At 43.8% G+C, this 5,361-nt stretch carries 5 protein-coding genes; 1 reads left to right on the forward strand and 4 read right to left on the reverse strand.

Annotated features, from left to right (window positions below):
- Positions 1 to 78: 78 nt before the first annotated feature.
- Positions 79 to 888, reverse strand: coding sequence for an ABC transporter permease (locus QZX97_RS12350; RefSeq protein ID WP_295664684.1), 810 nt, complete (start codon positions 886 to 888; stop codon positions 79 to 81).
- Between the two features lie 95 nt (positions 889 to 983).
- Positions 984 to 1,523: a GNAT family N-acetyltransferase gene (locus tag QZX97_RS12355; RefSeq protein WP_295664685.1), complete on the reverse strand. Its 540-nt coding sequence runs from the start codon at positions 1,521 to 1,523 to the stop codon at positions 984 to 986.
- A gap of 143 nt (positions 1,524 to 1,666) precedes the next feature.
- On the opposite strand from QZX97_RS12355, the gene QZX97_RS12360 reads away from it, so the two are divergent.
- Positions 1,667 to 3,016, forward strand: a complete 1,350-nt coding sequence (locus tag QZX97_RS12360; RefSeq protein ID WP_295651401.1) for an MFS transporter — start codon at positions 1,667 to 1,669, stop codon at positions 3,014 to 3,016.
- A 47-nt stretch (positions 3,017 to 3,063) separates the two neighbouring features.
- Here QZX97_RS12360 and QZX97_RS12365 read toward each other — a convergent pair whose 3' ends face one another.
- Both QZX97_RS12365 and QZX97_RS12370 read right to left on the reverse strand, forming a co-directional pair.
- A complete protein-coding gene (locus tag QZX97_RS12365) occupies positions 3,064 to 4,302 on the reverse strand; it encodes a cyclopropane-fatty-acyl-phospholipid synthase family protein (protein ID WP_295651404.1) in 1,239 nt (412 codons plus the stop codon).
- 66 nt (positions 4,303 to 4,368) lie between these two features.
- Positions 4,369 to 5,169 carry a DUF1365 domain-containing protein gene (locus QZX97_RS12370; RefSeq protein ID WP_295651406.1) on the reverse strand — a complete coding sequence of 267 codons (801 nt, stop codon included), beginning with the start codon at positions 5,167 to 5,169 and terminating at the stop codon, positions 4,369 to 4,371.
- Between the last annotated feature and the right edge of the window lie 192 nt (positions 5,170 to 5,361).

A 5,361-nucleotide genomic window follows, 5' to 3' on the forward strand; every position in this document is an offset into this window, starting at 1 on the left:
GCCTTTTTCAGCCCTCTTATACTGATAACGGCTTCCTTATAATCGATGGTGGTTTTTTCCTTTTTCATCATATATCCGTTACCTCCACCATCCAAATATTTGTACTATGATTACTTCCTCAATAAAAACAATGAACATCGCCGTTACCACCGCCATGTTGGCCGCCTTACCCACCCCTTCGGTACCCTTCGTTGAAAAATAGCCCTGATAGCAACCCACCACGCCAATGGTAAAACCAAACACGATGGATTTGGCCAGCGAGGACGTAAAATCGATAAAGCCCAGCGGCTCGAACACCTGCTCCATAAAGGCGGTATAGGTAGTGCCTTCGTTTTGGGCAACATTGACATAGCCACCAATCAAGGCGATGAAACCCGCATAAGTGGCCAAAATGGGCACGGTGATGGTAGTAGCGAGTATACGGGTACAAACCAGATACTTAAAAGGTTTGGTACCCGATACTTCCATGGCATCTATCTGTTCCGTAACACGCATCGAGCCCAACTCGGCACCAATGCTCGAACCCACCTTTCCCGCCACTATAATAGCTGTAATCAACGGCGCCAACGCGCGCATAATGGCGATAGACACCAAACGCGGCAGCCATGATGTTGCCCCAAACTCCGAAAGCGAAGGTCTTGATTGTTTGGTAAATATAACCCCAATAATAAAAGCTGTAACCGAGACGATAGTGAGCGAACGCACACCCACTTCATAACATTGCTTCATTACCTCCTTAACCTCGTATGGCGGGAAGAAAACTTCTTTAAAAAAGCGTACAACAAACATCGAAACCTTATACAGATCAATAAAAACACCGATCAGCCATCGTTTAAATGCCGAGCCTTGTTGGGGTGTGGGTTCTATTGCAGTATCGTTGTTATCCATTTATCAGGGGTACTGTTACCTCGTTACTGTTAACCATTTAAACAGCACAAAGTTTATTTTAAACACTTAAGATAACCAAAGCACCTGTCAACTGTTTATATATCTATTACTTTTTCCATAACCATTAACTGTAAGGGTTGTTTTGGCAGCCCAAACTTCGTTTCTGTTGGAAACGGGCGAATTTCGCCTGTTTGTTTATATCCGTAACGTTGGTACCAGGCAATTAACTCGGTGCGGGTATCTAAAACGGTAATTTGCATCTTAAACCTGCCATGGTCCGAACCATAAAATTCGGCCTGTTTTAGCAAATGCTTCCCTATACCTTTGTCTTGCCGGTCCGGGTCAACACTCAGCATACCCAAATACACTACGGTTTCCTTTAACTGCAAATGCACACATCCTGCAACATTGCCCTTATCGTCGCAAAACTTCAATATCACCGAGTTTCTTTCAGCGATATACTCAGCAAGCGTTGCCGCATCAATACGGGTACCATCCAATAAATGCGCTTCCGATGTCCATCCCATGGTTGCCGATTCTTCGCGATAGGCTTTGTTCACCAAAGCCTCCAATTGGGGTACATCCTCAAGTGTTGCAAATGTTGTTAGCGCCGTTGTTTTGTTATCTGATACCACAATAAATTGTCAAACACCATCATAAAGATGTCTGTTACTTTTCAGGTCGCTAAATTAACTCCATATTTTCTATTAATACTCGGTTTCATGTCAAAAAAAAATAACCTGCGGAAGTATTTGCTTAAATTTTGCATATTGCAGGCATGCCTGCCGCCAAACTACCGTTCCGTAAACAAATTGCCTATGCCGCGGGTATGATGGGCTGGAGCATCATGACTAACATGATTCTGGTGATGCTGACTTATTTTTATCTGCCTCCTGAAAAATCCGGCCTGATACGGCTTGTGCCTCAACTCATGGTTTTTGGCTTGTTCAATATCATGTCGGTTGTACTTACTTCCGGCCGTATGGTCGATGCATTTTACGACCCATTTTTAGCATCGTTGAGCGATAAAAGCAAAAATCCCAAAGGCCGTAGAACCCCTTTTATGCTAAGAGCCATTTTACCGGCAGTTCTTTTTTGCTCCCTCACCTTTTATCCTTTGGTGCGTGCAGAAAGTGTATATAATGCGCTTTGGATAGCTATTACACTCGGGGGCTTCCTGATTTCCGCCACAAGTTATATCATCCCGTACAATGCCTTGTTGCCTGAAATGACAGAGACCGCTGCCGAAAAAATAAAACTATCCTCATGGCAGCAGATAGGTTTTGTATTGGGGATTATCCTTTCAGCACTGGTAAACAACTTTGCCGATTTGATACAACATAGTTTTCATGTGGCCAGCCGCACCGAAGCGTTGCAATATACAATTTGGGGTTTAAGCATTTTCGCTGGTATGGTGATGCTTATCCCGGTTCTTTTTATCGACGAGAAGCGGTACTCTAACAGCAAGCCATCTCACATGCCAATGTGGCCGGCTATCGTAGCAACTTTTAAGAATCGCAATTTCAAGTACTATCTCATAACCGATTTCTCGTACTATATGGCGCTTAGTATAATATCGAGTGGCCTACTTTACTTTATCAAGGTATTACTCGGTTTAAAAGAGTCTGAAGGCGGCCCCCTTATGGGCACGATGGTGTTGGTTTCTATACTTTTTTACCCGCTTATCAACTTCCTCTCCATTCGTTGGGGCAAAAAGCCTATCGTGATGTTCTCTTTCATCGTGCTCGCACTCATATTCCTAACCATATACTTTTTGGGCAAATTCCCGATGTCGCCCCATGCACAAATTTACACACTTGTATTATGCGCAGCTTTTCCACTTGCATCATTGGGCATACTACCCAACGCGATATTGGCAGATATTGCTCAACAGGATGCTGAAGAGACCGGCGAAAACCGCGAAGGCATGTTCTTTGCCGTAAAATACTTATTTGTAAAATTGGGACAAACACTTGGTCTGGCACTATTTGCCTTCCTCACAGTTTACGGCATCAGTAGCCGTAACGATTTTGGCTTGCGGCTAAACGGATTATGTGGATTTACGCTCTGCTTACTTGCATTCCTTGTTTTCAGTCGGTTCAAAGAAATTAGTGTTGACAGGGACTAATCACTTCATCATTCGCCATTCAAAATTCGGCGTTCGATATTCACTGGCTACCACTCCAAATTATTTGGCCTGGTATACACCAAATGCATCACATTGATGTTGCGCATGGCAAAGGCCGCCTCGCAATAGCACAGATAATAGTTCCATTTGCGCACAAACGTATCGTCAAAACCCAGTTTCTTAGCTTTGGTTAGATTGGCGTTAAACTGCACAAACCATAAACGCAAGGTTTCTGCATAGTGCAGACCCAGGTCTTTCAAATCCACCAAAGTCATGTCGCTGGTGCGGTTGATCGCACCGTTGATGGCCGCCACACTCGGCAACAAAGAGCCCGGAAAAATATGTTTCTGTATCCAATCCACCCCTTTTTTTAGGCTCTCATAGCGCGAATCGGGACTGGTGATCACCTGTATGGCCAGCAAGCCGTTCTTTTTCAACAGCGAGTTCACCTGCCTGAAATACACATCTAAAAAAGCGTCACCCACGGCTTCCAGCATTTCGATGGAAACAATTTTATCATAGGTACCGTCCAGTTCGCGGTAGTCTTTCAGCAATATCTCTACTTTGCCGTCCAACCCCGCTTCAGTTACCCGCTCACGGGCCAGTTTGGCCTGCTCTTCGCTAATGGTGAGCGAAGTTACCTTACATCCGTAATTCTTCGCGATATAAATGGCATTGCCGCCCCAGCCGCTGCCGATCTCCAACACATGGTCGGTTGGTTTTAGGCGCAATTGTTTGCACAGGCGTTCGTATTTGGCCAATTGCGCTTCCTCTAAACTGATGCCATCTTTGTAAAAATAAGCGCTCGAGTAGGTCATGGTCGGATCCAAAAAACTGGCGAAGAAATCGTTGTTCAGGTCGTAATGCGCCGAGATATTCTTCTTCGAACCCTCCACGGTATTGGCACGTTTAAAATGCACCAGCTTGTTATACATTTTGAGCAGGTTTAAACCTGCGGCCTGCGCTTTACTGCCCGAAAGGTTGGGCGCGTTTTCTATATTGAGCAATACCCATTTGATCACATTGGTGATGTTATCGGTATCCCATAAACCATCCACATAAGCCTCGCCAAAACCGATGTCCCCAAATAAAATGCAGCGTTTGTAAAATTCCTCGTTGTTAACCGTGATGTTGGCGCGTAAGGCGTCTTTACCATCGCCAATGGTTATGGATTGTCCGTCGTGAAGGGTCAAATAAAGCTGACCGTTCACCATTTTCGATAAAAATTTTATAACAATGTCCTGGTAAAAATTGCTCTTTTTAATAAGGGTCAGCGCATCGGGCATAGGTCAAAAAATTAAATATTTAACATATTTACGAAATCTTATCTATAATAGATTTACAAAAGCACACTATTTTGAAGGATAAGGCCTAAAAACATCTTTTTGCAAATCCGTTTGGTCGGTTTTTTTATGATAAGGCAATTTTTTTAGCCACAGCTTAAACGCCTGCCAATGTATCAAGCCAATCACTTTCACCGTGATGAGCGGAAAACTGATAAAGTACAGCAGCAGGTTGGCATCGGTCAAAGGTTTGCGCACACCGCTCAATGTACTGATAAAAAACCGCTTGCCTTCTTTATCGTAATCATCTATCTTCAACTGCATCTTCTCGCCCGGTTCCTGTAAATCGAAATCGAAATTGGTATCCATATCTATAAACGGCGACACATAAAAATACTTGGTAGTATTCAGTTTAAAGGTATCGCCAACACGGGTATTTGCGCCTAAAAAATAAGGCTTCATCTCGCGAAAGGTATTGCATACCTCCACTACCGAACATGCCAAAGCCCCCTGCTCGTCATAACAAAAATAAAACGATACCGGGTTAAACTGGTAACCCAAGGTACTCAAATTGGTGAGCACCATAATGCGCCCCTTGCCAATATCCACACCGTTCCCGGCCAAATAATCAACCAGGTGCGCACGCACGTTCTTTGACGCATCAGGCTTTTCCCTCGGCAACTGCAAATGGTCGCTATCCTTAAAATTGAACAGGTTAAAGTGGTTGCGGCTCATCAATTTCAGCTTGCGGTGCAGCATATCTATCTCGTCCAGGTCTAAATAAAACATAAACACGCTATAATGAAAGCTATGCACTTTGGGTGCAAGCCGGTGGTGCATTACTTTGGCTTTGTACAGACAGGAGTTCATGTTGTTATGGAAGATGTATGCCAGCCTTCGCTAAAGCTATGGCTGGTGAAAGAAGATGTGGCTTCATTGGTTTGATATACGGTATTGGTTGTTTTTTAGATGTTTCTACGATTTGGGTTATGGGTATTTATGGGTGTTTTTTATTTCGGATTTGCTATAATTACATCTTCCGTCTTCCATTTTACATCTTCC

The sequence above is a fragment of the uncultured Mucilaginibacter sp. genome (assembly GCF_903893715.1).
Classification (GTDB): domain Bacteria; phylum Bacteroidota; class Bacteroidia; order Sphingobacteriales; family Sphingobacteriaceae; genus Mucilaginibacter.